Genomic DNA, 25,707 nt, shown 5'->3' with positions numbered 1-25,707 from the left:
CGATCGATCTGCAAACCTGGATGATCGACTCAACCGCAGTACGCGCAACCCGAGCCTCATCTGGCGCCGGGAAAAAAGGGGGCCTGACGAGCCTGCCGATCATGCTCTAGGTCGCAGTCGCGGCGGCCTGACTACCAAAATCCACATGCTTTGCGACGCCAACGGAACACCGCTGCGCTTTCTCCTCTCTGGCGGTCAAGCCTGTGACATCAGCTACGCACAACCATTGTTGGACGAGGTCAGCATTCCATCGACCCAACGTGGCCGCCCGCGCAAGCGCTGCAAATGGCTGCTCGCCGACAAGGGTTACGACGCCGAAGCACTACGCCGCTACTGCGATCAATATCGAATGCAACCCGTCATCCCGTTGCGCTCGATGAAGCGCAAGCCCAAGCCTGGCTTACCAAGACTGTTTGACCGGCCCAAATACCGACAGCGCAACATCATCGAGCGCATGTTTGGCTGGCTGAAAGAGAACCGCCGGATAGTGACCCGCTTCGACAAGCTCGCGAAAAGTTATGCCGCGATGGTCTCACTGGCTTGCTCCATGCGGTGTTTGCGACATCTCTTTTCGTACAGAGCCTAGACTCTGATTTCGATGCCTCCGGTTCAGCGCTCTACATTCTCTCTAATAGGGGCCTGATTTCGCTGCCATCCTGACCAGGCACCAGCAGAAATCAGATTAAAAAAATATCGTACAACCTCTTCGATATTTTCATTACTCAACTACATAAACTGTAAATTGATTTTCACCTTCTTCCAGATGGAGTCGCTTGCACTGGGGACAACGATAAACCGTAACAGCCCTAGAATCAATTGCCTCATAAAACTTATCCGAGGACATTGACTCGACATCCAAACGTTCTCCAACCGCCTCGATAACAGACTCAGGAATCAGTGTCATCTCGTGGTCTGACCACCCATGTGACAAATTCATTACATACCCACACCTGCACAAATATTTCGGCATTTTCATTTCTCGCTGACTGGCCTATCGAAGCGCGTGATTGTACCATCACTACACTGGAACAACAGTGTCTTGATTTCTTTCCCTTCCGACTTACTCCACATGCGTACGGCCAGGAAAAATGGGAGGAAAAATGGGCACAGATTTACTTCATCTACTCTAATTTTCGACCCACCCGGCTTCCTCCGCTCAATACGTCTGCCGTTGACCCTCGAAAATTCGTATACGACCCAGCACAATCACTCGCTTTTTTTAGCTACAAGAGCAAAAATTAGAGTAGGAAAATAAATTCGTCCCCTTTACCCCCTACGTCTCCTTTACCCCTCAAGAACGTGATTTTTTCATTGCCCTGGGCGAACGCATTGCCCGCCTGCGCAAAGAACACAGCATCACCCAAACTCAACTGGCCGAACGCTTGGGCGTGTCCCAGCAGACCATCCAAGCCTATGAGTCCGGTAGGCGGCGGATTCAGGTAGCGGCGTTGCCAGAGCTGGCCCGGCTGCTTTCGACCACACTTGAAGAGCTGTTTGGTCAGCAGCAGGAAACCACTGTGCGTAAGCGTGGCCCGGCTCCGAAATGGCAGCAACAATTGGAAGCCATCGACCAACTGCCCAAGAGCCAGCAGAAATTTGTTGCGCAGATGCTCGATGCCCTAATCGCTCAGGCCACGACCAAAGCGAGCAGCGAAGGAAGGGAGATTTTGCAGCAAGCAGATAAAACAACACCGGCACGAGGCCGGCGTTAGATAAATAATCCTATTGATTAGGATTGGTAATCATCAAACTCCCAGGAAAACACCTTCCCCAGCTTTATCACGATAGCTTCCCAGCTATCCCCCTCGCAGCGATTAACATACTCATGAATCAATCCATTAATAGTCGAAAAATCATATTCCCGAACAATTAATAGGCCTCCCCCCCAACGAGGCTCCCACATTGTCTCTTCCAACCACTTTGGATTGCAGATGAAAAGCTCAAAATCATCTGCCCCTTGCGTACAATCAAGCCCAATTCGAATACGAAGACTTAAAGAAAAGCTGTCTAGATTCTTGGGAACGTAGGTCTCGACATCAAAAATATCATTAGAAATACCTTTTACAACAGCACGCATCATTCCTCCTAGCCAGCCACATTCAGATAGCCGTTACTTACTTTTACGCGCCGGCCTGTTGCCGGATTGATTTTGTATGTTTCAAAACTCGAAAAACGGGGACAGATTTATTTATATACTCTAATTTCGACCCGCCCCGCTTCCTCCGCTCAATACGTCTGCCGTTGACCCACAAAAAACTCGTATACGACCCAGCACAATCACTCATTCTTCCCTAAGCCACAAGAGCAAAAATTAGAGTAGTAAAATAAATCCGCCCCCTTTACCCCCTACGTCTCCTTTACCCCTCAAGAACGTGATTTTTTCATTGCCCTGGGCGAACGCATTGCCCGCCTGCGCAAAGAACACAGCATCACCCAAACTCAACTGGCCGAACGGCTGGGCGTGTCCCAGCAGACCATCCAAGCCTATGAGTCCGGTAGGTGGCGGATTCAGGTAGCGGCGTTGCCAGAGCTGGCCCGGCTGCTTTCGACCACACTTGAAGAGCTGTTTGGTCAGCAGCAGGAAACCACTGTGCGTAAACGGGGCCCGGCTCCGAAATGGCAGCAACAATTGAAAGCCATCGACCAACTGCCCAAGAGCCCAAGAGCCAGCAGAAATTTGTTGCGCAGATGCTCGATGCCCCGCTCGCTCAGGCCACGACTAAAGCGAACCGTGAAGGAAGGGGGATTTTGCAGCAAGCAGATAAAACAACACCGGCACGAAGCCGGTGCTTAATGAGGGTATCATATCAAATATGAGCTAAAATTCGCTTATATAAAAACTCATAAAAATCTGAAGCGTAATTAACCCTCTCACCAGACGGAAGACGAAGACTCACTGGGCACTCGCCATCTTTAAATCTTGAGTAATCAAAGAAAAAGACCTCCCCCACATCAGTCTCACTAATCACAAGACTTTTGCAATCCACCAAATTATCTTTCATGCCCACGATATGTTGATAGACAATATCTCCTCCATTGACACCCTCAAAGTCCACACCATAGATACTGTAAACTTCCTCAGTACCAATCTCTCCACCCGCATACGTCTTTAAAAACCACTTATACGACCTTGGCAGCTCAAGCCCTAGCCTCTGCTCCGCCTTCTTAATCCAGTCGTCACCCACCTGATCGGCCTCATTACCGAAGCATACGACACCAGGATGCGATGACACTAAATCTCTAACTTTTTGCGCCGTAACTTTGCTCATACTCAATTCCTGAAGTCCGTGGATCGTTGCCGCCAGTACTGCACCTTCCACTTATCAAAAGCAGCCCGATCAATACCAGATGGAATTGTATTAGGGTTAATGTGAATAGTTGCACTATTGGACTGGTGAAAGGTCTGGGTCATTTCTGCAATAGGTCCTGACTGTGTTTGTGTCATGTGGTGTAGGTTCACTGACTTTCCATCCACACCGATGGGTGCTCGACCAGAGGCCATACGTTCAGCGTTAGTACCTGTTATGACCTTGCCACCCTCACGCCAGCGAGTTTTCAAGTTTGGATCAAATAAGTCATTCCGCTGATAGACCTTATTCCCACTAAACTGAATGGGATCTTTTGACCAAAAATCACGCTGCTGAGTAAAAACGGAATCCGCTTCCGTAGCACTGCCTGCGCCTTTTGCACCATTGGCACTATTCCCTGTGATATCACATGGCCCACCAGTATTGTGCACCCACGTGCGCAATTCACCCACATAGAATGTATGCCCCACATCCACCGTCAGGTTATACGTCTTCCCAACCGATTTGTAGAGCCGTGCCGAAACCACGCGGATCGACGTGCCTTCACCCTCGCCATCCGCCAGCGACTGCAGCAGGTCCCCAGGCCTGAGCTCCCCCATCGGCACGAAGTCATGCTTGGCCGGTACATAGAAGGGGTGGCTCGGCGTCACCAGTAGAGTCTCGGACCTGACTTCGCCGTCGGAATGGATGTTTTCCAGGGTCAGACGGTAGATCGGCTGGTCATCGCGCACGTGGGTCGCTGTGATCGCCGCGGCAAAAGGCTTGCCGCCATGCTCTGGCTTGCTCCACACCACGTCGCCAACCTTGAGCGTTTCGATCGCACGGTCGCCATCAGGGGTCGCCACCTGCGTACCGGCTGCGAAACAGCGCGGACATGGCGGCACCTTCGCCCCCTCGCCCGGGCCGACCTTGCCACCTCCAGCCTTGCCATTGCCGGCCCCGCTCGCGGCAACCCCACCACGGCCACCGGCCATGATGGCCAGTGCCCCGGTCGTGCCAAGTTCGGTGATCAACGTGGCCTTTTCCTGGATCGTCAACTGCCGGCCGACCGCACGATCAAGCCAGGAGGTCTCCGTGGACCACTGCCCAAGCTTCGACTGCTCAGCCGGTGTCAGCCAGCCCTCCTTGACGAACTTGGCAAAGAGCAGCTGCTTGTCAGACACGAACAGCCCACCGGTGCCAGCCGGGTTCATCGACGGCACCATGTGTTGCCCTGGGTTGCCGTTGAGCAAACCGACCGTGTCGTAGCCCGTATTCTTGAAGAAGGCGATCAGTTCCTTGGCGACCGGGCTGTCGATCGCGACCGCACTGTCGGCCACGGCCTGAGAGCACTCGCGAGTGCCGCAAGCGTTCATCGCCTTCGCTCGGGCAATGGAGAGGCCTTCGTAGCGATCCAGGATGTCCTGGATCTTGGCGCCGGTGCACTGGTGGGTGGCGCGGCATTCCTTCAATTCACCCAGCATGCGCTCAGCGGTGGGGTGATCGAGGTTGTTGTACTGGGTAGCGTTCTGCGCCACCCAACCTGCCACCTGCTGACCTTTCTCATCTGCCCCCAGGCCTGCCGCTACCGTCAAGCCCAGCAACTGTGAGGTCATGCTCAGCAACTGCGCATGCGTATCCCCAGGGAAAATTCGCTCTCCAACCGTGGCGACAAAGGCTTCGTTCGCCCCCGCCGCGATGGCGCCTGAGCGGAAATCACCGCCTGCGGCCTCGGCTAGCAACCCGCCGACAAGGGCATGCGCCGCGGTCTTGGTTGGCAGGCCTGCGAAGTTCAGCTGATCGCCCAGTTGCTTGTAGATCGCGGCCGCCAGCGCATTGCCGACAAAGTTCTTGCCTGCATCGCTGAGGTTGCGCCCCAGGTGGCCACCCTCCAGCGCGGACTTGGCCACTGCACCTACCACTGCCTGGGAGCCTGTATAACCGGCAAATTTGCCGAGGCCGGAGAGCGTGCCCAGGTTAAAGCCAAAGGTGGGTTTACTCAGGTTCTCGGCTGAAATGCCGAATGCGTCATTGAGGTAGCCTGAGGTGATTCCCGCAGTAATCGCGCCGACGGCATACCCTTTGAGGTTGTCGGACGAAGTGACCTCCTTCAACACCGCGCCCAAGTCGCCACGGTTGTTGATGGCGCTGACTGCACTGGTACTGGCCATGGAGGTCAGGCCCGCCGTCACCATCGCATTGCCCCAGCCAGCAGCAACAAAGGTTCCGGTTGACGCGCCAACGGTGGAGATGCCGCCTGCCGCCATGACCGTGCCACTGCCTGCGGAGCCCGCGCCAGCGAAGGCGGTACCGACTGCGCTACTTGCCGCACCGGCGGTAAGCACCGTGACGATGATGATGATCGCCAGCATGGCCCCCTGGCCAAGCCCAGAGTGGCTGTACTTGTAGCTGTCGTGAACCTCCTGGACGCGGCGCCAATCCACATCGCCGCGCTTCTCGGCTTCCTTGAGCCATGCCAGCTGAGGGTCAGCCTGGACCATCGCGTCGATGGTCTGAGCCACGGACTGTTGATCGATATGCTTGAGGTCGACCTTCACGCCATCAGCGGCCTTGAGCACCATCTCGCCATTGGCCAGTAATTGGCTCTGGCGTAGTGTCTCATCGGTACTGCCCTTGCCTTTTGCACTGTTCCAGGCCAGGCTGCTGCTGCTCTTGGCGTGGCTCTCCTGATGCAGGTCCTTCACCCCTTCGAAGGCGATCTCCCCGCCACTCTCCAAGGTCAGGTCCTTGCCACTCTCCAGCTTGGCCGCCTGGTAGCGCTGGTCACCGCCGCTCTCCAGCGTCAGGTCGCCTCCCGTAGTGATCTCGCTGCCGACGTGGCGCACGTCGGTCACTTCGTCGCGCTGGGTCTTCTTCTTGCCCCAGCTACCCTTGCTCTTCTTGTCGTACAGCGAATAGTCGCTGTCGGTCTCGGCCAGCAATTCGATATCGCCGCCGGCATAGAGATAGGCTGCATCACCGGCAGTGACGCTGCTGGACACCAGCTTCATGTCCTCACCGGTCCTCAGCGACACATCGCCACCCGCGATCAGTTGGGTGCCCACCTGGCGGACATGATCCTCCTGGATCGTCAGTTTCTTGCTCTTGGAGTAGAAGTGGTCCTCGTCGGCGGCGGAAGCCAGGGTCATGTCGCCCGCCGCGTCGATGGCGATATCGCGCTTGGCCTCGATTTCACCGGCAATCGCGGCGAAGTCCCGGCCAGCCTTCAGGGTGACGTCACGGCCCGCGCCCAGTTGCGAAACGGACTGGCGCACGGTGCCATTGAGCTGCCGGCCATTCTTCTCCAGGTGGTCGGCGCGCTCGGTCGCGCTGATCACGATATCGCGGCCGGCACTGACATTAACGTCGCGCCCGGCCTGCAGGACCGACCCGCCGTTGAGCAGGTCGCGGCCGACATTCACCAGCAGGTCGTTACCGGCCTCGATACGCGCGGCGCTGTCGAGGTAGTCGCTCTGCTGCTGATAGACACCGTAGTCGTGCGTGATGCGCGTACGGTCGCGCTGGTTGATGAGATCGCCACTGAGGGTCGTCACGCTGACGTCGCGCCCGGTGATGATGCCACCCGCGTGGTTGACCATATTGTTGCCTGCCAGCAGGTCGAGACGACCGCCCGACTCGATCAGGCCGGCGTTTTCCAGGTCGTTGCCCACCACGGCGGACAGGCCCCGCGTGGCGTGCAGGGTGCCGACGTTGTCGAGGTTGCGGCCGGCGAGCAGTTGCATGTCCTGGCCGGCGATCAGCGCGCCGTCCGGGCCCAGGCGGTTGTTGGCGTGGGCCAGGTACAGCACCGGCGCCAGGACTTTCTCGCCGCCGAACTCGCGCTCTTCGAGCCAGACGATGTCATGGGTCAGCGCCGCGACCTGGGCCGAGGTCAGGCCGACACCCAGGCTCAGGTTGAGCTCGGTCTTGCTGCGCACGGCATTGTCCATCAGCTGCTTGTACAGCTGCTCGCCCGAGGTCTGGCCATCGATAAACTGCTGGCCGGTGCGCGCCACCACCGCCTGCTGGATCAGGCGCTGCTCGTAGAAGCCGTCACCGAGGCGCTTCCAGCTCTTGTCCGGGTCGTACCCCAGGTTGCCGAGCAGGTAGTCGGAGCTCATGAACTGCTTGAGTTCGGTCAGCACCGGGTTGGTCTCGATCAGGTACTTGTGCGGCTGGCTGGTGTACTGGGTGTCCGGCATGCGCGTGATGCCAGGGACCTGCGGCGGCGTGCCGACCAGCGGCTCGCTGCCACGCCCCTGCGTGGCGTCCACGGCTGTGCCGACGGGGGCATAGACGCCAATGGCGCTGGCCTTGCCCACAGGCGCCGAGCCTAGGTGGGCAACGCGGTCGATCTGCTGCTCGCTCAGCGTGGAAGTGGTGGCGTCCAGCGCCTGCAGCGAGCCCGTATGGCTGCCGGCCAGCGCCTGGCGCTGGGTAACAGCCAGGCTGGCGTTGCCCAGCGTCCATTGCGGCGCCAGGCCATTAGCCGTGTTGTTGCCTTGCCCACTCAGGCGAAACAGGCCGTTCTGGCCGACCGGCAGGCTGAAGCCCGGCAGCGCGGTCGGATCGACCTGCTTGTGCGCCAGGTCGGGTGGTAACTGGGCATTGAGCCGGACCACCGTCGGCGGCGTGGCACTGGAAACCTGGGTATTGAACGCTTTGTTGCTGAGGCTCGAGGATGCGTGCTGCACCACTACGTTGTTGATGTCATAGGTGGCGTTGAGCTTCGCCATCCCGCCCGCCTGGATGATCGCGGGGGCGATGAACTGGCCATCGTTCTGGAGGGTGGACTCCTTGTCCCGGTCGTAGAAATACGCCACGTCGAACTTTGCGAGCAACGCCTTGAAGGCCGCCTCGTCGAAGGGGCCGGATTGCGGGTGGGCCTGATTGTAGGCATCCACCTCGGCAATCAGTTGATTGAAGTATCTGCTCGGGATCTTCGAACCGGCGCCGATCTCTCTCTTGGACGTGCCCGAACTGGATCGAGTCCCTTCGTTGGTGATGGTGCCGGCCGTCAGGGTGAGATCGTTACCCGCAGAAACGACACTGCGCGAGTTGCTGAAGGTGCCACCGTTGAAGTCCAGGTCATGGCCAGCCACCAGCGTGGCCATGGGCGAGTTTTCGTGGATAACGGTCGACTCCGTCTTGTAGACGAATACCGGCCCTCTCACCCATCCCGAGCTGCCACAGTGCTGGACGCACCAGATGGTCATGTAGCCGCCGGTGATGGACTCGGTCGCACGGAACTTGTTGCGCTCGTTGACGAAACTGGACGCTTGCAGGTCGATGTCGACACCCGCCTCGATGGTACCCGAGCTGTTCAGCACCTTGGCCGCGGCGCTACCTGGGGCGACGCCGGCCACCAGCAGGTTGCCCAGGCTGTAGACATCCGCGTAGCGGTTGGTGAAATCACCGGCACGGATGGCCATGTCGCGGCCACTGAACAGGAAGCCGCGGCTGCCATCGGCGGCCTGCTCGTTGAGCACCGTGTCGGCCGTCAACGCCAGGTCACGGGACGCCGCGATGGCACCATGGTTGGTGATGCCTGCCGCGCGCAGCGTCAGGTCGGAGGCCGCCGACAGACGCCCCTCATTGAGCAGTTGGTCGGCGATATCGATCCCGACATTGCCGCCGCCAGCGATGCTGCCGGCACTGCCCAGGTTCATCTGTGCCGCGGACAGGGTCATGCCGGCCAGGCTGGCCAGGCGGCCGTCGCCAGCGTAGCGCCCACTCAGCGTCAGGTTGAAGCTGCCATCGCTGGCAATCAGCCCATCGTTGTGCCAGTTGCCGCCAGTGCCGATCAGCGCATTCGTCGCCAGCAGTTGCCCACTGGCGGTCTGGTTGAAAGTGCCGACATTGAGCTTGAGCGTGCCGGCCTGCAGCACACTGCTGTTGGTCCAGCTGTCGGCGTTGAGGGTCAACGTGCCGCGGGTCGACAGCCTGCCACCCGCCGCCATCACCTGCTGGCTGCTGATGCCAAAGTCGCCGAGGCCTACATGCAGGATCGTGCCATTGGCGTTGAGCAGGTCACCGGCTGCCAACGCAAGATTGCGGTTGGCGGTTTCCAGCTTGCCGTCACGGTTGTCCAGCACCCCGCCGATCTGGAAACGGCTGGTGTCGGCACCGCCCAGGGCACGTAGCTGGCCCTGCCGGTTGTCCAGGCTCGCCGCAGTGATGTCGAGGGTGCTGGCGCTTTCGATGATGCCGCCGCGGTTGTCCAGGGCGCCGCTCAGCACCATCTCGATGCGTTGGCCGAGCATCTCGCCACGCGCGTCCCCACCGTTTCGCAGGCTGGCGCCATCAAGCTTGAGCAGGCCGCCGGCAGAGAGAGCACCGTCGCGGTTGTCCAGCTCCCCGGTGCGGATCAGCGCATCACCGCTGGTCGCGGCCATCCGCCCACCGTGGTTGTCCAGCATGGCGCTCTGCAGGTCGAGGCTCAAGGCCTGGAGGGTGCCGCGCTGGCCATTGGCATCACTGCCGTTGCGCAACACGCCAGTGGTGCGCACGCCGAGCGACTGCTTGAGGCTGGCCAGGATGCCGCCACGGTTGTCGATGCTGGCGGCCGCCACATCGAGCGCACCGTCCTGGGCGATCAGCTTGCCGCCCTGGTTATCGACGTCGGCCGAGGCCTGGACGTTGATCGCGCCCTTGGCCTGGACGGTACCCTTGCTGTTGCCAAGGCTCGCCGCTTGCAGGCTCACGTCGCCCTGCTGGCTGTAGATCAGGCCGTCGCCCGCATTGCTCAACACCCCTGTGCTGTTGACCACAAGCTGGCCATTGGCGGCCAGGGTGCCGCGCAGGCTGTTGTCGACGCGGGTGGCGATCAGCTTGAGCAGGCCCTGGCTGGCGACCTGGCCACCCTGGTTGTCGACCAGGCTGGCGCGCTGGACCAGCAGCGCCTTGCCGCTGTACAGCTTGCCCCGCCGATTGAGCAGGTCGCCCAGCAGGTCGAGGGTGAGGGCATCCTCGGTGGCCAGGCTGCCGTCGCTGTTGTCCAGGCTCGCACCGGTCAGGCTCAGCGCCTGGCGGGACGCCACGCGCCCACCGCGGTTGTCGAGGGCCTGGGTGTCGATGTCGAGGCGCTCGCCCGCGTCGATCAAGCCACCGTCGCGGTTGTCCAGAGTACCGCCGACCGTCAAATGCTGAGCCCCCGCACTGGACAACACGCCCTTGGCGCTGTTGTCCAGGCTGGCCGCAGTCACGTCCAGGCGTTGCTGGGCGACCAGGGCACCGCCAGCACTGTTGCGCAAGGCGCCGGTGACGTCAGCCTGCACGGCGCCGAAACGGCTCGACAGGGTGCCCTGCTGGCGGTTGTCGAGGCTCTGGCCGATCACCTTCAGCCCCTGCCAGCCGGATATCAAGCCACCTTGGTTATCGATGACGCCACTGTTCAGGATCAGCTTCTGTTCACTGATCAGCTTGCCGCCACGGTTGTCCACCCCAGTCGCGTCGAACCGCAACCCCTGGGCGGTGGAGAGTTCGCCCGCCTGGTTGTCGAGCATCCCCAGGTGGTCGAGGGTCAACTGGCCGGCGGTACTGATCAAGCCCTTGCCGTTATCGAGGCCAGCGCCCCCCAGGTCCAGGGCGATGGCACTGCCGAGCAGCTTGCCGCCCTGGTTGTCGAGGCCCAGGCTGGCCAGGGTCAACGCGTCCCTGGCCTCGACCAGGCCACGGTTGCGCAGCAGGCCATCGACGGTCAGGGTCATGCCGCTCTGGCTGTTCAGGGTACCGCCGCTGTTGTCCAGCACGCCGGCGTGGACCTCCAGCGAATGGGCGCCGATCAGGCCCTTGAGGTTGTCCAGGCGCTGGCTCACGCGCAGCAGCAGGCCCTGGTTGCCGAGCAGGCGGCCATCATTGTTGTCCAATTGCTCGGCAGTCAGGGTGAAGGCCTGGTCGCTGGAGATCTCACCCGCCTGGTTGGCCACCGTCTTGAGGTTGTCCAGCACCAGCAACGGGGCATTGATCAAGCCGCCGCGGTTGTCCAGGTGGCCGTGGCCCAGGTCAAGGTGGACCGATCGGTCGCTGAACAGCTTGCCGCCTTGCTGGTCGAGGCCGGTGACCGTGGCCGTGAATGCCTCATGGCTGCCTACACGGCCGCCGTCGCGGTTATCCAGCTGCCCGGCCTGGAGCACCAGCGTGCTGTCGCCACCGATGCTGCCCTGGCGACTGTTGTCCAGGTGCCCGGTGGTCAGGCGCAGCGCGCCCTTGCCGGACAGTACGCCCTTGTCGGTGTTGTCGAAGCTGGCACTGGTGAGGGTGATGCCGCTGTCGCTCAGCAGCTTGCCGCCTTTGTTGCTCAGGTCATCCTCGGTAGTCAGCCGCAAGCTCCCGGCGCTGGACAGATTGCCCGTGTCGTTGTCCAACCGCAGTGCCTTCAACGTCAGCTGGCCCTCGGCGCTGATCAGGCCCAGGCGGTTGAGTGCCGCGCCGGTCAGGGTCAGTGCCAGGTCCTGCTGGCTGGCCAGGTGGCCACCGTCGTTGTCCAGCGTCTGGCCGGTCAGGGTCAGGCCGGTCTGGGCCTCGATACGCCCATCGCGGCGATTGAGCAGTTGCTGCAGGGCCAGGGTCAGCCCGGTGCCGGCAACCAGTTGCCCGCCGTCGCTGTTTTCCAGCTGCGTGCCGGTCACGCTGACGGCAGCCTTGCCAGAAATTTCGCCACCACGGTTATCGACCTGGTCGACGTCCAGGGTCATCGCCCCGTTGCTACCGAGCAGGCCCGCCTCGCGATTGTCCAGCTGGGTGCCCTTGATCCGTAGTTGCTCCAGGCCGACCAGCGAGCCTGCGGCATTCACCAGGGTGTCCGCCTCGATCTGCAAAAAACCCTTGCCGGAAATCTTGCCCTTGGCATTGTCCAGGGTCTTGGCGCTCAGGTGGCCCGAAGTATCGCCAACCAGTGTGCCCTGGCGGTTGTCCAGGCGCTGGTCGATGGTCAGAACCAGGCTGGCACGGCTGCTGGCGATACCCTCGTGGTTGTCCAGGCTGGCGGCCTGCAGGTCGAGGCCCTTGGCCGAAATCAGGCCCTTGGTGTTGGCCACTGCCTGGGCGATACGCACGATCAGTGCTTGTTCGCTGAGCAGCCGGCCTTGTTGGTTGTCCAACGACGTGGCCGCCAGCGTGAAGCCTTGCGGGCTGGTTATTTCACCGTGCTGGTTATCCACCTTGCCGAGGTTGTTCAGCACCAGGGTCGGCGCCTTGACCAGGCCATGATTGGTCAACGTGCCCTGGCCGAGGTCAAGGGTGATCGAGGTCTTGCTCAGCAGGCGCCCTGCCTGCTGGTCGAGGCCGCTGGCGGTGAGAACCATTGCGCCATCGCTGTCGATACGGCTGTCGCGGCCGGCATTGCTGACCTGGCCGGCCTTGATGGTCAGGCGGTCGTTGCCAACGACATGCCCGTTGTCACGGTTGTCCAGTGCGCCGGTGACGATGTCGATCACGCCCTGGCTGCCGATCTCGCCAGCGCGGTTGTCCAGGCTCGCGCTGCGCAGGTCGAGGGTGCCATCAGCGGTGACCGAACCTCGCAGGTTACCGACCTCGCCCGTGGTGGCCAGGGTCAGCGTCCCGGCGCTGGTCAGCTCGCCGTCGGTGTTGTCGAGACTGGCGGCGCCAATATCCAGGTCACCCTCGCTGGTCAGCAGGCCCTTGCCGTTGCTCAGCGCCTGGCCCAGGCGCAGGCGAGCCCCCTGCTCGCCGGAAAGACGCCCGTCACGGTTATCCAGGGTCTGGCCGTCGAGGGTCAGTTGCCCTTTGCCACGCAGCAGGCCCTGGGCCCGGTTGATGACCTCAGCCACCGTGAGCGTCAGCGCCGTGTCGGCCAGTACCTGCCCAGCGCTGTTGTCCAGATGCTCACCGGTGAGGCTGAGCGCCTTGGCCGTGGACAGTTCCCCACCGCGGTTGTCGACGTTGCCCACGGTCAGGCGCATGCCCTGCCCGGCGCCCACCACGGCCCCCTGGCGGTTGACCAGCGAGCTGCCGCGCAGGGTCAGCTCGCCGTCGGCGGATAGCTTGCCGCCAAGCTGCTCCACGCGCGCGACCCGGCCATCGAGATCACCACCACTGGTCAGGCTGCCACCGCTGTTGTTCAGGTGTGCGGCCACAAGCGTCAGGTTGCCCCGCGCGCCGAATATACCGAGCTGGTTGAGCAGTTCGTTGCCGTTGTAGCGCACCCAGGCCTGGCCACTGACCAGGCCCTGATCGCGGTTGTCGAGGTTGTCGACCGTCAGTGTCAGCGCACCGGTCGCCTCGATCTTGCCGCCGCGGTTGTCCCAGTGCTGGCCCTCAAGGGTCAGCAGGTCCTTGCCCACCAGCCGGCCACCACGATTGTCCACCCGCCCCGCCTCGATGCGGGTGGCGCCCTGGCCGCTTGCCAGGCCCTGGCCCTGGTTATCCAGCAGCCCGGTGATCCCGGTGGTCAACGTGCCATCGCTGAGCAGCTTTCCTTGTTCGCGGTTGTCAAGGCTGGCGGCCTTGAGCGTCAGCACCTTGCCCGCAGCCAGGGTACCCTGGCGATTGTCCACGGCCTGCGTGATGGCCAGATCCAGCGTCTGGCCACGGGCAAGGCCACCCTGGCTGTTGTCCAGCGCCTGGGCGGTCAGCTCGAGCGTGCCCTGGCTGTCGATCCGGCCGGCCCGGTTGTCGACCAGCCCCTGGCTGGTGACAGTGATGCCCCGGTTGGCCAGGACCCGCCCATTGCGGTTGTCCAGGCTGCCCAGGTTGAGCGCCAGGGCATCGAAGCCGGACAACTCGCCCGACTGGTTGTCAAGCAGCGCCCAGGTGGCGCTCAGCGCCCCTTGGCTGGTGACCTTGCCACCGTCGCCGTTGAACAGCTGGCCACCGCCAAGGGTCATTCGCCCATCCGCGATAACCTTGCCTTGTTGGCGGTTATCCAGCGTTACGGCCTTGATATTGACGTCGCGCCCGGCGCTGAGGCTGCCACCCTGGTTGTTCAGCCGGTCAGCGCTGGTCAGGGTCAGGTCGCGGCTGGCGATCAGGCGCTGGTTGTGATTGTCCACCGCGCCCGCGTCGATCTTCAGGTCGGCGTCAGCCGCACGGCTACCGTCAGCCCTGATACCCGCCTGGACCCCTCCCAGGTTGCTCAACTGGCCGCTGGCGTCAAGTCGCACCTGGCCCACGGCGGTCAAACCCGCCCGGTTGACCAGGTCGGCACGGCTATCCATTTGCAACGTTTGCCCGGCATGCACCGGCCCCTGCGCATCGATACCAGCCGCCTGTACCCGAACATCGCCAGCGGCGCTGGCCTGGGCCATGCTCAGCTGGCCATTGGCGTCCAATTGGATATCGCCACCACTGGCGATCATCCGCCCGTCGAGCCGCACGCCGACGCCGGCCTCGGTGCCCACCAACCTGACCGCACCGGCATACATGCCGCCCAATGCGCTGGAGTCGATTGCCAGGGTCGGTTTCACGCTGCCGTCATCCTGACGTGCCGTGGCCGTCAATGTGCGCGCATCGACATCGTTGCGCCCGGCGACGATGGCCAGGTTGCGGGCCTGGATCTCGGCGTTGATCTTCGTGCTGCGGGCAATCAGCTCGAAGCTGTCGACGTTGCTGGCGTTGACCCCCGCCCCTTCAATGGCGATATGGCCCTGATCGACCTGGTAGCGACTCAACTGGCCGTTCTCGATCACCGGTTTGCCGGTGGTCAGGGTAGCCTGTGGCGTGTTGATGAAACCGCAACCATCGCAGGCGATGCCGTGGGCGTTGGCGACGATGACCTTGGCCGATTGCCCGGCCACTTCGGTGTAGCCGCGCAGCTGGCTGGCATTGGCGCCATTGACTTCGTTGATGATGGTGCTGGCCGCCTGGCCCTGCAGGTTCGGGTTGCCAAGGATGATGCCACCCAGTTGCGTGGCTTGCGTGCGCGCGGTGGCGTTGTTGAGGATCAGCCCCTGCTGGCCGACGTTGTAGTCGCTGAACTGGTTGTGCGACAGCCCGCTGCCGTTGGGCGTGGCGATGTTTACGATCGGCACGCCGTTGCCCGCCTGCCCCAGGCTGGTGCCCGCCCCGCTGACCGCGATGCCCTCGGCGGCCTGCGCCCACAACGGCTGCCAGAACATGACGTTGGCCAGCAGGAACGCCAGGCCGCGCTTGGGCAACCCGCAGAAATGCGCGCGGGGCTGAATTTCAGCCGAGCGTTGGCGGGCCAGGAAGGCGAACAGGCGAACGTCCATGTCAGGTCTCGTGGGTCAGGCGGTCAAATGAAGAGGTCGATGCGGAAATACACCGGGCGTTCCTTTTCAGGCAGCGCATCGGGGCGTTCCAGGCTGTGGGCGAAGGTCACGCTGGCGGCCAGGTGCTGGCCACGGGCGAACAGCTCCAGCGAATGGCTGCTGGCGCGGCCGTGGTACTCGCCGTTGTAGCGGTCGTTGCTGATCACGCCCAGGTCGTAGCCCAGGCCCAGGCCGTACTCGGCCAGCATCGGCTGCAACACCGGCCAGTTCACCGGGCGGGTCCAGCGCAGGTCGCTGCGCCAGTAGCCGCCGCTGTCCCCGGACAACGACTGGTCCTTCAGCCCGCGCACCGACGACAGCCCGCCGAGGCTGATGCGTTGCGGGCTGAACAGCACGTCCTCGCTGCGCTGGCCGGTGGCCAGGCTGCTGAAACTCAGGCGCTCGCCCAGCACCTCGAAACCCTGCACATAGCTGAGCGTGGCGCTGTACTTGCGGTAGCGCGCCACCGGCTGGCCCGGGCGCGGGTGACCGTTGTCCTGGGCGTCGAAGGCGCCGATGCCTTCCTGCGTGCCCAGGTCGAGGTTGACGAAGGCATTGCCCAGGCGCCGGCCATGGTTGATGCCGAACTGTGCTTCGCTCAGGCGATTGCTGCTGGCCGCCAGGCGGCTGTCCTCGATGTAGTTGTTGGTGCGCAGGTGGGCGATGCCGGCATTGAGCGAGGTCTTGCTGGTGGCGTCGCGGTGCACCACGCGCTCGGCGCGCAGCTGGTGGTTCTGGCTGTCGCCGGTCTGTTTGAAGGCGAAGAGGTTGGCCTGGGCCAGGGAGCGGTACTCGCTTTCGCTGTAGCTGTAGGTGAAGTTCCACCAGCCCCAGGGCAGGTTGTAGTACAGCACGCTGTTCTTCGAGCCCTGGGTGTGGTCACTGACCACGTCGTGGCCGCCGCGCAGCACCAGCTGGTCGGCCAGGCCCAATGGGCTGTCCCATTCCAGGCCGAGGTTGAGCATCTGCTCGCCGGTGCTGCGCTGGCCTTCGTTGTTGCGCGAGAGCGAGGCGCGCCATGGCTTCTGCGGGGTATTGCGCACCAGCACCTCGCTGCCGCCGACAGCCTTGCCCGGGGTCAGCTCCATTTGCGCCTTGTTCGACGGCAGGCGGTTGAGCTGGTCGACCATCTGCTCGATCTCGCGCAGGTTCAAGCGCTCGCCGGTGCCGCCGGGGAACGTCATGGCCAGTTCATGATCGCCCAGGCCACTGCCGGCATCGGGGCGCAGCCCTTCCAGGCGCCCTTCAACCACGAGTACCTGCAAGTGGCCGCCGGACAGGTCCTGCTGCGGCAGGTAGGCGCGGCTGGTCACCAGGCCGCGGTCGAGGTAGTGGTCGGTGATGGCCTTGAGCAAGGCGTTGAGCTGGGTGACACCCAGGCACTGATCGATGAAGGGCTTGAGCAGCGCGTCACGCTCCGCGGCGGACAGACTGCTGGCGCCCTTCAGCTCGATGGTGTGGATGGTGAAGCAACGGGTGTCGGGCGCCGGTTGCGCTTCGCTGGCTTCGGCGGCCTTGCCGGGCAATGTGCGCAACTCGTCGAGGCGCCGTTGCTGCTCCTGCAGCAGGCGGTCCTGGCGGTCGCGGATCAGGTCCTGGTCGCCGGGAGACGCCGCCCAAGCCGGATTCACACTCAGCATTGCCAGCAAGGCAAGGTAGGCCGTTCGGTGCAAGAAATGGAGACGTGCAGACATGACTGGGCATCGAGCAAAATGGTGCGCGATGTTATTTTGCCATCACTTTAGTGTCAAATTAATATCGCCAAATTATTGGACACTGAAAACGACAGGACCGCCCGCCACTCGGGCCGTCGGTCGACCAAGCCGAACGCTCTCCCCACCCCGCACCTCCACAGCACATACCCGTTGCCGGAGATCGGAAGAATGAAAGCACTGCTATCCACTGCCTGTGCAGCGTGCCTGCTAGGTGCCCTGCCCGTCTGGGCCTGCACCCCGGAAGAGGCCACGCAGAAAAGGGAGGAACTCGCCGGGCTGGTGAGCCGACTGACCGAACAAAACCCGCAGAAGGCCAAGGAAATCAATGACGAGCTCCAGGGTATGAAGCTCGATACGGCCAGCAAGGACCTGCCGGACAAGTGTCAGCTGATCGACAAGCGGATTCAGGAACTCAAGACCGCGAAAAGCAGGACCTGAAATCAGCGCCGCTGTTGCGCCAGCATGTACTGGCGCAGCAGCTGGTTGATGCGGGTCTGGTAGCCGGCGCCCTGCTCCTTGAACCAGGCCAGCACATCGGCATCCAGGCGCATTGTCACGGTCTGCTTGGCGGGCACCCGCAGCTCGGCGCGGCGGAAGAAGTCATCGTCGAGCTCGGGAATGTCCGAGGTGTCGACAGGTGTGTGGTCAATACTTGCGGATGGTTTCGACATAGCGCGTTACCTCGCGTCGGGTGGCTCTTCGGGCGGAGATGATGCGGATCACATCCCCTTGCCTTTCGGTGTAGGCGACCACGCTGACCCACGCGTTGATCCAGCCTATGCTGATCCAGCGCGCCTCTTCGTAGTCGAACCGTTCATCGCGCAGCGCCAGCATCGGGTGCCGGAACATCTCGGGCACATCGTTGAAGTCGATACCGTGCTTGCGGATGTTGAGCAGATTTTTCTCCTCGTCCCAGTCAAACGCCATGGGACACCTTGTATTTACAGCTGTACATACGCTACGCCCTCCTGGCTGAACATGCCAGAGGAGTATCGGGGTCAGCCGGTTAATTGCATGGGCTCGGGAGCAGTTTGGGAAATGGGCTACAAACACCTGGGGAAGGTGTGAATCAACCCGCCATCGTTGCGATGGCGGGCTTGCTGCCAGCGTGGCTTACTCGGCCGCAGGCTTGCGCTTTTTCAGCGGCGCCAGGCCATCGGCGCTGGCCAGCGGGGCCTTGGCCTTCGGCTTGGCGGCCGGCTTGCGCTTGGCGGCGGCTTTCTTGTCGGCGCCAGTCTTCTTCTCGACCTTTTTCTTCTTGCTGCCAGCGGCCTTGCCGGAGGCCTTGACCTTTTTCGGCCCGCTGTAGGTGCCCTTGACCTCTTTGATGACGCGGCGCTCGAACTGCTGCTTGAGGTAGCGCTCGATGCTCGACATCAGGTTCCAGTCATTGTGGGTGATCAGCGAGATCGCCAGGCCTTCGCCACCGGCGCGGCCGGTACGGCCGATGCGGTGCACGTATTCGTCGCCACTGCGCGGCATGTCGAAGTTGATCACCAGGTCCAGGCCATCGATGTCCAGGCCACGGGCGGCGACGTCAGTGGCTACCAGCACCTTGGAGCCGCCGTCCTTGAAGCGGTCGATGGCCAGCTTGCGGTCTTTCTGGTCCTTCTCGCCGTGCAGGACGAAGGCTTTGACTTCTTTCGCCACCAGGTGGCCGTAGATGCGATCGGCCAACGCCCGGGTGTTGGTGAAGATGATCGCTTTCTGGTAAGTCTCGTTGGCCAGCAGCCACTGCACGATCTGCTCTTTGTGCTGGTCGTGGTCGGCAGTGATGATCTGCTGGCGAGTGCCTTCAGCGAGCTGCGAGACGCTGTTGAGCATCAGGTGCTCAGGGTCCTTCAGCACCTTGCCGATGATGTCGCGCAAGGCGGCGCCGCCGGTGGTGGCGGAGAACAGCAGGGTTTGTTCGCGGTTCTCGCACTCCTTGCACAGGCGCTCCATGTCTTCGGCGAAGCCCATGTCGAGCATGCGGTCGGCTTCGTCGAGGATCAGCACCTTCACGTGGGAAAGGTCGAGGTTGCCGGCATTGAGCTGTTCGAGCAGGCGGCCCGGGGTACCGATCAGCACGTCCGGCACCTTGCGCAGCATCGCGGCCTGTTCCTTGAAGTCTTCACCGCCCGTCACCAGCCCGGACTTGATGTAGGTGAACTGGGAGAACAGTTGCACCTGCTTGAGGGTCTGCTGGGCCAGCTCGCGGGTCGGTAGCAGGATCAGCGCGCGGATTTCCACACGCGGGCCGCTCAGGTCGACCAGGCGGTTGAGCAATGGCAGGACAAAGGCCGCCGTCTTGCCGCTGCCGGTCTGCGCCGTCACCCGCAGGTCACGCCCTTGCAACGCCAGGGGAATGGCCGCTGCCTGCACCGGCGTCGGCTCGACAAATTTCAGCTCGGCCACGGCTTTGAGCAGGCGTTCGTGCAGGGCGAATTGGGAAAACACGGCGTAACCTCGGGCAAGTGCGAAAAATTCAAGTTGCATAGGGTAACGTTTTCCTTCGTCGGAGCCGAATTTCTTTTGGTAACTTTGCCCCGATCCGTACTCTAACCCCCTTCGTACCGCAATACAGACCGCTTTCGCACTCATGGATATCCAACGCATCTGGCACGACACCCTCGACCTCTGGGGCACCCTCGACCAACATCCACTGCTGCATGCCGCGCTCGGGCTGGGCGTGCTGCTGCTCGTCTCGCTGCTGGTCGGCCGCCTGGCCCGCTTCCTGGTCCTGCACGCCAGCCGCCTGCTGGCCCGTCAGCCCGCGCTTCGGTGGCTCGACGATCTGCGCCAGAACAAAGTGTTCCACCGCCTGGCCCAGACCACCCCTTCGCTGGTGATCCAGTTCGGCCTGAAGCTGGTGCCGGAGCTCTCCGACACCGCCCAGCACTTCCTCGGCAACTTCGCCCTGGCCTTCACCCTGCTGTTCATGACCATGGCCCTGTCGTGCCTGCTCGACGCATTGCTGGACATCTATGCCCGCACCGAGCATGCCCGCACCCGCTCGATCAAGGGCTACGTGCAACTGGCCAAGATGATGCTGTGGATCTTCGCCGCCATCGTGATCGTCGCCACGCTCATCGACCGCTCGCCGCTGTTGCTGCTGTCGGGCCTGGGCGCCATGTCGGCGGTACTGCTGCTGGTGTACAAGGACACGCTGCTGTCATTCGTCGCCAGCGTACAGCTCACCAGCAACGACATGCTGCACGTGGGCGACTGGATCGAGATGCCCCAGGTCGGCGCCGACGGCGATGTGGTGGACATCACCCTGCACACGGTCAAGGTGCAGAACTTCGACAAGACCATCGTCTCCATCCCCACCTGGCGCCTGATGAGCGAGTCGTTCCGCAACTACCGGGGCATGCAGCAGTCGGGCGGGCGGCGCATCAAGCGCAGCCTGTTCATCGACGCCGCCGGGGTGCGCTTCCTCACCCCTGAAGAGGAACAGCGCCTGGGTCAGGTCCGCCTACTCGGCGACTACCTGGCGCAAAAGCGCCAGGAGCTGCACAGCTGGAACGAAGCCCTGGGCCCGGTGGCGGAGCTGGCCGCCAACCGGCGCAAGCTGACCAACATCGGCACCTTCCGTGCCTTTGCCCTGGCCTACCTGAAGAACCACCCCAATGTGCACGCCGGCATGACCTGCATGGTCCGGCAGATGCAGACCACCGCCGAAGGCGTGCCGCTGGAAATCTACTGCTTCACCACCACCACGGCCTGGGCCGAGTACGAGCGCATCCAGGGCGATATCTTCGATTACCTGCTGGCGGTGCTGCCGGAATTCGGGTTGAGCCTGTATCAGCAACCGAGCGGCAGCGACATGCGTGCCGGGTTGGCTGGCAGGTATCAAATCGAGCAGGAACCCCGCGCATTTAGTAACGCCTGAGCAACGGCCACCCAAGCGGTGGGAACAACAGCGTTGTATTGACCGCACTGGCCCTTTCGCCGGCAAAGCCGGCTCCTACAGGTACCGCGTTGATTTCGAGTTTGACAACCGCGTCGTAGGAGCCGGCTTGCCGGCGAACATCGACTCGGAAATTTTTTTGCCAGGCTCACTGTAAAGCACCATCAGAAACAAATAGTTACAACTGTTTCAGAATTATTAAACGCCAGCCTTCGGCAAATACGAATACCCACCCCGCCCCGCTTCTCCTACCCTGCAGCCAGCACACCGAACCGCGCCACGCGGCGTTCGGCCAGGATTCGACACAAGGACTGCGAGCAAGCGATGCGTCAGGACATCTCCCTGGAAAAACTCGACGAACCGGATGGCACCGACCAGGCTACCCGCCGCAAGGCACTGGCCGCAGGCAGCCTCGCCCACGGCGTGCACGACGGCCTCACCGATGTGATCTACGTGCTACTGCCTATCTGGCAGGCGGCCTTCGGCCTCAGCTATGCCCAGGTCGGCCTGCTACGCGGCGCCTATGCCGGGATGATGGCCGGCTTCCAGTTGCTGGCCAGCCGGGGCGCACGTAAATGGGGCCGGCAGGCCCTGCTGGTCAGGGGCACCGCCCTGGCCGGCTTCGCCTACCTGTTAGCCGCGCAGGCCACCGACATCACCCTGTTGCTGCTGGCCTTGATGATCGGCGGCCTGGGGGCCAGCACCCAGCACCCCCTGGCCTCGGCCCTGGTCTCGGATGCCTATGACGGCAGTGGCCGGGTCAAGCAGGCCCTGGCCCAGTACAACTTCGCCGGCGATATCGGCAAGGCCATCATCCCTGGGCTCACCGGTTTGGCGCTGGTGTATATCTCCTGGCAGACCAACGCCACCCTGCTCGGTGTGCTCGGCATCGCCGCCGCCCTCGCCCTGTGGTTGCTGATACCCAGGACCCAGGCCCACGACAAGGCCGGCAAGAAAGCCGGCAACACTGACCAGGCCGGCAGCACCTCGGGCCTGATGGCGCTGATCGCCACCGGCACCCTCGACAGCGGCGTGCGCATGGGTTTCCTGACCTTCCTGCCGTTCCTGCTGCAAAGCAAGGGCGCCAGCACCGAACACATCGGCCTGGCGCTGTCGCTGCTGTTCATCGGTGGCGCCTTCGGCAAGCTGTTCTGCGGCTACCTCGGCGCGCGCCTGGGGCCGGTGCGCACGGTGATCTGCACCGAACTGCTCACCGCCCTGCTGATCCTGCTGGCGCTGGTGCTGCCCTACGGCGCGCTGATGCTGGTGATGCCGCTGATCGGCGTGGCCTTGAACGGTACCTCGTCGGTACTCGGTGGCCTGGTGCCGGACTTCGCCCCACGGGACCGCCGCGACCGGGTGTTCGCCTGGTTCTACACCGGCACCGTCGGCGGCGGCGCGCTGGCCCCGGTACTGATCGGCGCGATCTCCGACCAGGCTGGGGTGAACGAGGGGCTGGTGGTGCTGGCCTGCGTGCTGCTGCTGACCCTGCCCCTGTGCCTGGTCACCTACAACGGCATGAAGGGCCTGGCCCGACGCTGAGCAGGACGCCTGCGGATCGCCAACAACAAGGATGTGAACATGACCTACGAACTCTCGGAGCGCGCCGGCCGCATTGGCGCGCCCGGCACCTCGAGCATGCGCAGCAAAGCCAATGCCCTGCGTGACGCCGGTATCAAGGTGATCAACTTCGCGGCCGGCGAGCTGGCCACGGACGCCGCGCCGGACATGCGCAGCGGCGCCATCGCCGCAGTGCACGAACAGTGGAACCGCTACACCCCGCCGCTGGGCAACCCGCGCCTGCGCCAGGCGCTGGCCAACAGTGTCAGCCAGCGCCTGGGGGTCACCTACGGCGCCGACGAGATCGCCGTGTCCAGCGGCGCCAAGCAAGCGCTGTACAACAGCGCGATGGTACTGCTCAATCCTGGCGACGAAGTCCTCATCCCACGCCCCTACTGGGAGACCTTCCCCACCCAGGTCGAACTGGCAGGCGCAAGCCCGGTGTTCATCGACACCCTGGCCGACCAGTACACGTTGCGCGGCGCGGCGGTGAAAGCCGCCCTGTCGCCACGCAGCAAGGCGATCATCATCAACACCCCGAACAACCCCACCGGGGTGGTCTATTCGCCCCAGGACCTGCTCGCCATCGGTGAACTGGCCCTGGAGCGCAAGCTCTGGGTCATCTTCGACGAGTGCTATCGCGGCCTGCTGCGCGGCGGCCAGCAACACCACAACATCGTCAGCCTGCTGCCCGAGCTCAAGGGGTCGACCATCGTCATCGACTCGTTCTCCAAGAGCCAGGCCGTGACCGGCTGGCGGCTGGGCTATGCCTGCGCACCCAAGGCGGTGGTCACGGCGATGCACAACTTGCAGGCGCACACCACCTCCAATCCCAGCAGCCTGGCCCAGTACGCCGCGCTGACTGCCCTGGATGGCGAGGGCGGGCAGCGCTTCGCCGCCGACATCAACGCCCAACTCGACCGCCAGCTGGCCACGGCCACCGCCCTGCTCGGCGAGCTCGAAGGGATCCGTTTCGCCCCGCCCCAGGGAGCTTTCTACCTGTACCTGGACATCGGCGACCTGCTGGGCAAGCGCTACCAGGACCAACCCCTGCGCGACGCCAGCCACCTGTGCGAGCTGCTGCTGACCGAGGCGCGCATCGCCCTGGTACCTGGCTGCAGCAATGGCGACCCTCGCGCCGTGCGGCTCTCCTACTCGGTGAGCGAAGACGAACTGGTCGAGGGCCTGGGCCGCTTCGCCACCTTCATCGCATCGCTTGCCTGAACCCGGCCTTTCCACCCAACCGCGAGATCATGACATGAAGAAAACGGATTTCATGCTGTCATTCGTTGACCAGGCACTGACCGATGTCCAGGACAAACGGCTGGCCAGCGCCCTGAGAAAGGGCTTCGACGTTCACGACGACCTGCTCGGCGACTACCTGGACACCTACCAGCGCATCACCTCGCAGCCGTGGTCACGCGACAGCCTGTGCACCTTCTTCTGCGGCTGGCGCAGCCCGGATGGCGCCGCACATGCGGTATCCAGCATCATCGTGCGATTGCTCCAGGAATCCGAGGCGCTGGACGATGACCAGGGCCGCCTGCGCCTGCTGGACGCCGCGCGCCACTGCGGCGAGATCATCGTCGAGGACATCGGCCTGGGCGAGATGCACGGCCACCCGCACCACTCCAAGCTGTATGCGCGCATGGCCACGGCGATCTGCGGCTCGGACGACTGGCGCCTGCAAGACCGCTACCTGAACCCGGTGACCAAGGAGTTCTCCAGCTGGGTCGGCAGCAAGCGCCCGCTCGCCCCGCAACTGGTGGAAGCCATCGAGATGATGGCGATGACCGAGCTGTTCAACACCGGTGAATACAACGTGATGACGCCGTTGTGGAAAGACTGGCTGAAGCAGGTGCAAGGCAAGCCCGCAGGCGAGGCGCACCGTATCGCCACCTTCCTCAGCGTGCATTGTGGCGCGGTGGAGGCCCAGCATTTCTTCCATGCCACCAGCGCCCTGGAACTCTATTGCCAGGCCACGGCGCAGGCGCTCGACTACACGCGGATCGAGGCGTTGTCGTGCGAATACGTGCAACGCGCCTGCGAACACCTGCACAAGATGGAGTCGGTCCTGGCCGTCTGACACACCTCTGATCAAGGAAGTGGCCCCATGAACATCGTGAATCCCGATTCGCGCATCGACCTGCGCCAGCTGTTCCATGACAAACCCTGCCTGCGCGTGCTGGAAGCGCACAGCCCGATCTCGGCCATGCTGGCCAAGAGCGTACGCCTGGAGGCACGCGGCGCCAGCCTGGGCTACGACGCCATCTGGTCCAGTTCGCTGACCGATTCCACCCAGCGCTGCCTGCCGGACATCGAGATCCTCTCGCCCAGTGACCGCCTCGAGCGGCTCAACGAGATCCTCGGGGTGTGCGACCTGCCGCTGATCTACGACGCCGACACCGGCGGCAAGGTCGAGCACTTCGCCATCCATGTGCAATGGCTGGCGCGCGCCGGTGTCTCGGCGATCGTCATCGAAGACAAGTGCGGCTTGAAGAAGAACTCGCTGCTGGGCCTTTCGGTGCATCAGGAGCAGGAGACCGTGGAACACTTCTGCGAAAAGATCAGGGCCGGCACGCAACACCGGCCCGGCGACCGGATGATGATCTTCGCCCGCTGCGAGAGCCTGATCCTGGAAAAGGGCCTGGACGATGCCCTGGCCCGCTGCAGCGCCTACACCGAGGCCGGCGCGGACGGCATCATGATCCACAGCCGCAAGCGCAGTGGCGAGGAAATCCTCGACTTCGCCCGGCGCTTCAAGCACCGGCACCCCACCACGCCGCTGATCTGCGTGCCCACCAGCTACCCGCAACTGACGTTCTCGTGCCTGGCCGACGCGGGCTTCAACGCGGTGATCTACGCCAACCACATGCTGCGCGGCGCCTACTCGGCCATGCGCCAGGTCGCCACCAGCATCCTGGAGAACGACCGCGCCTACGAGATCGAGCCGGCCTGCATGCCCATCGACGAAATCCTCAGCCTGGTGCCGGGTACCCGCTGAGCCACCTGCCGTCGCCAGG

17 protein-coding genes and 1 pseudogene are annotated in these 25,707 nt (G+C 62.9%); 9 read left to right on the top strand and 9 right to left on the bottom strand.

What is annotated here, in order from left to right:
• Window positions 1-586 (top strand): annotated as a pseudogene (locus tag NGM28_RS24625) (IS5 family transposase); the annotation flags it as partial.
• Window positions 587-718: 132 nt separating this feature from the next.
• On the opposite strand, the gene NGM28_RS29075 reads toward NGM28_RS24625, so the two are convergent.
• Window positions 719-970, bottom strand: a complete 252-nt coding sequence (locus tag NGM28_RS29075) for a DUF8617 domain-containing protein (RefSeq protein ID WP_502943896.1) — start codon at window positions 968-970, stop codon at window positions 719-721.
• Window positions 971-1,310: 340 nt separating this feature from the next.
• Here NGM28_RS29075 and NGM28_RS24620 point away from each other — a divergent pair, with 340 nt between their 5' ends.
• The gene (locus tag NGM28_RS24620; protein WP_353620539.1) at window positions 1,311-1,712 is read left to right on the top strand and encodes a helix-turn-helix domain-containing protein; all 402 of its coding nucleotides are present in this window, start codon (window positions 1,311-1,313) and stop codon (window positions 1,710-1,712) included.
• Window positions 1,713-1,729: 17 nt separating this feature from the next.
• Here the strand turns inward: NGM28_RS24620 and NGM28_RS24615 are convergent, their stop codons facing one another.
• Complete coding sequence (locus NGM28_RS24615; RefSeq protein ID WP_252091904.1) at window positions 1,730-2,077, bottom strand: immunity 8 family protein; 348 nt, start codon at window positions 2,075-2,077, stop codon at window positions 1,730-1,732.
• A gap of 234 nt (window positions 2,078-2,311) precedes the next feature.
• Window positions 2,312-2,482: a hypothetical protein gene (locus NGM28_RS24610; protein WP_252091902.1), complete on the bottom strand. Its 171-nt coding sequence runs from the start codon at window positions 2,480-2,482 to the stop codon at window positions 2,312-2,314.
• Between NGM28_RS24610 and NGM28_RS28850 the strand changes: the two genes are divergently transcribed.
• Complete coding sequence (locus tag NGM28_RS28850) at window positions 2,402-2,794, top strand: helix-turn-helix transcriptional regulator (RefSeq protein WP_353620538.1); 393 nt, start codon at window positions 2,402-2,404, stop codon at window positions 2,792-2,794. The genes NGM28_RS24610 and NGM28_RS28850 overlap by 81 nt on opposite strands.
• A gap of 13 nt (window positions 2,795-2,807) precedes the next feature.
• On the opposite strand, the gene NGM28_RS24605 is transcribed toward NGM28_RS28850, so the two are convergent.
• From NGM28_RS24605 to NGM28_RS24595, 3 genes are read right to left on the bottom strand one after another with little or no spacing between them, the layout of a single operon-like run.
• Window positions 2,808-3,269: an SMI1/KNR4 family protein gene (locus NGM28_RS24605; protein WP_252091900.1), complete on the bottom strand. Its 462-nt coding sequence runs from the start codon at window positions 3,267-3,269 to the stop codon at window positions 2,808-2,810.
• 2 nt (window positions 3,270-3,271) lie between these two features.
• The gene (locus NGM28_RS24600) at window positions 3,272-15,478 is read right to left on the bottom strand and encodes a two-partner secretion domain-containing protein (protein WP_252091898.1); all 12,207 of its coding nucleotides are present in this window, start codon (window positions 15,476-15,478) and stop codon (window positions 3,272-3,274) included.
• A gap of 23 nt (window positions 15,479-15,501) precedes the next feature.
• Window positions 15,502-17,211, bottom strand: coding sequence for a ShlB/FhaC/HecB family hemolysin secretion/activation protein (locus tag NGM28_RS24595; protein ID WP_286089083.1), 1,710 nt, complete (start codon window positions 17,209-17,211; stop codon window positions 15,502-15,504).
• Window positions 17,212-17,400: 189 nt separating this feature from the next.
• Between NGM28_RS24595 and NGM28_RS24590 the strand changes: the two genes are divergently transcribed.
• Window positions 17,401-17,670: a hypothetical protein gene (locus tag NGM28_RS24590; RefSeq protein WP_252091896.1), complete on the top strand. Its 270-nt coding sequence runs from the start codon at window positions 17,401-17,403 to the stop codon at window positions 17,668-17,670.
• Window positions 17,671-17,672: 2 nt separating this feature from the next.
• Here NGM28_RS24590 and NGM28_RS24585 read toward each other — a convergent pair whose 3' ends face one another.
• The 3 genes from NGM28_RS24585 to NGM28_RS24575 form a co-directional block, all read right to left on the bottom strand.
• Window positions 17,673-17,903 carry a BrnA antitoxin family protein gene (locus NGM28_RS24585; protein WP_213657822.1) on the bottom strand — a complete coding sequence of 77 codons (231 nt, stop codon included), beginning with the start codon at window positions 17,901-17,903 and terminating at the stop codon, window positions 17,673-17,675.
• On the bottom strand, window positions 17,878-18,159 hold the full coding sequence (locus NGM28_RS24580; RefSeq protein ID WP_252091894.1) for a BrnT family toxin: 282 nt from the start codon (window positions 18,157-18,159) through the stop codon (window positions 17,878-17,880). Before NGM28_RS24580 ends, NGM28_RS24585 begins: the two co-directional genes overlap by 26 nt.
• 186 nt (window positions 18,160-18,345) lie before the next feature.
• Window positions 18,346-19,671, bottom strand: a complete 1,326-nt coding sequence (locus tag NGM28_RS24575; protein WP_430624186.1) for a DEAD/DEAH box helicase — start codon at window positions 19,669-19,671, stop codon at window positions 18,346-18,348.
• Window positions 19,672-19,813: 142 nt separating this feature from the next.
• On the opposite strand from NGM28_RS24575, the gene NGM28_RS24570 reads away from it, so the two are divergent.
• The 5 genes from NGM28_RS24570 (at window position 19,814) to aepX (ending at window position 25,688) form a co-directional block, all read left to right on the top strand.
• A complete protein-coding gene (locus NGM28_RS24570) occupies window positions 19,814-21,106 on the top strand; it encodes a mechanosensitive ion channel family protein (RefSeq protein ID WP_252091892.1) in 1,293 nt (430 codons plus the stop codon).
• A gap of 342 nt (window positions 21,107-21,448) precedes the next feature.
• The gene (locus NGM28_RS24565; protein WP_252091891.1) at window positions 21,449-22,666 is read left to right on the top strand and encodes an MFS transporter; all 1,218 of its coding nucleotides are present in this window, start codon (window positions 21,449-21,451) and stop codon (window positions 22,664-22,666) included.
• 39 nt (window positions 22,667-22,705) lie between these two features.
• A complete protein-coding gene (locus NGM28_RS24560; protein WP_252091889.1) occupies window positions 22,706-23,908 on the top strand; it encodes a pyridoxal phosphate-dependent aminotransferase in 1,203 nt (400 codons plus the stop codon).
• Window positions 23,909-23,960: 52 nt separating this feature from the next.
• Entirely contained in the window at window positions 23,961-24,770 is an 810-nt protein-coding gene (locus tag NGM28_RS24555) for a hypothetical protein (protein WP_252091887.1), read from the top strand.
• A gap of 27 nt (window positions 24,771-24,797) precedes the next feature.
• The gene (gene aepX, locus NGM28_RS24550) at window positions 24,798-25,688 is read left to right on the top strand and encodes a phosphoenolpyruvate mutase (RefSeq protein ID WP_240063630.1); all 891 of its coding nucleotides are present in this window, start codon (window positions 24,798-24,800) and stop codon (window positions 25,686-25,688) included.
• The last annotated feature ends 19 nt before the right edge of the window (window positions 25,689-25,707 follow it).

It is taken from the genome of Pseudomonas sp. MWU13-3659 (assembly GCF_023757525.1).
Taxonomy (GTDB): domain Bacteria; phylum Pseudomonadota; class Gammaproteobacteria; order Pseudomonadales; family Pseudomonadaceae; genus Aquipseudomonas; species Aquipseudomonas entomophila_E.
The sequence above is the reverse complement of the archived record's forward strand: the minus strand, read 5'-3'. Positions and strand labels throughout refer to the sequence as shown.

Coding starts and splice junctions, on each gene's coding strand:
- NGM28_RS29075 (WP_502943896.1), bottom strand. CDS start 970: ATGCCGAAATATTTGTGCAGGTGTGGGTATGTAATGAATTTGTCACAT.
- NGM28_RS24615 (WP_252091904.1), bottom strand. CDS start 2,077: ATGCGTGCTGTTGTAAAAGGTATTTCTAATGATATTTTTGATGTCGAG.
- NGM28_RS24605 (WP_252091900.1), bottom strand. CDS start 3,269: ATGAGCAAAGTTACGGCGCAAAAAGTTAGAGATTTAGTGTCATCGCAT.
- NGM28_RS24600 (WP_252091898.1), bottom strand. CDS start 15,478: ATGGACGTTCGCCTGTTCGCCTTCCTGGCCCGCCAACGCTCGGCTGAA.
- NGM28_RS24595 (WP_286089083.1), bottom strand. CDS start 17,211: ATGTCTGCACGTCTCCATTTCTTGCACCGAACGGCCTACCTTGCCTTG.
- NGM28_RS24590 (WP_252091896.1), top strand. CDS start 17,401: ATGAAAGCACTGCTATCCACTGCCTGTGCAGCGTGCCTGCTAGGTGCC.
- NGM28_RS24585 (WP_213657822.1), bottom strand. CDS start 17,903: ATGTCGAAACCATCCGCAAGTATTGACCACACACCTGTCGACACCTCG.
- NGM28_RS24580 (WP_252091894.1), bottom strand. CDS start 18,159: ATGGCGTTTGACTGGGACGAGGAGAAAAATCTGCTCAACATCCGCAAG.
- NGM28_RS24570 (WP_252091892.1), top strand. CDS start 19,814: ATGGATATCCAACGCATCTGGCACGACACCCTCGACCTCTGGGGCACC.
- NGM28_RS24565 (WP_252091891.1), top strand. CDS start 21,449: ATGCGTCAGGACATCTCCCTGGAAAAACTCGACGAACCGGATGGCACC.
- NGM28_RS24560 (WP_252091889.1), top strand. CDS start 22,706: ATGACCTACGAACTCTCGGAGCGCGCCGGCCGCATTGGCGCGCCCGGC.
- NGM28_RS24555 (WP_252091887.1), top strand. CDS start 23,961: ATGCTGTCATTCGTTGACCAGGCACTGACCGATGTCCAGGACAAACGG.
- aepX (WP_240063630.1), top strand. CDS start 24,798: ATGAACATCGTGAATCCCGATTCGCGCATCGACCTGCGCCAGCTGTTC.